At 39.6% G+C, this 235-nt stretch carries 1 protein-coding gene; it reads right to left on the bottom strand.

Features of this window, described 5'->3' with window-relative positions:
- Window positions 1–235 (bottom strand): hypothetical protein (locus AC6CH4_RS26050; protein WP_498108257.1); only part of this gene is annotated, 235 nt, incomplete at both ends.

Genomic DNA, 235 nt, shown 5'->3' with positions numbered 1-235 from the left:
TACAGGAATGGGATGGCTTTTTACACCCGCAACCTGTGACCTTGTTTTAACCAACGAAAAACTAATCTGATTCTCTAAAAAAGAGATATTCTCAAGCAGGACCAGATACGTTAACTGAGGGCTTCCTTTTTGGGAGAAATCATTCCCAACCCGCTCAACAGTTAGGTTTTGTTGGTAAAGGATATCTGTCTTTCCATCCCCATTATAATCATTGGCGATAAAACTGTTTTCATTC

This window comes from Flavobacterium sp. GQ95 (assembly GCF_059758655.1).
The sequence above is the reverse complement of the archived record's forward strand: the minus strand, read 5'-3'. Positions and strand labels throughout refer to the sequence as shown.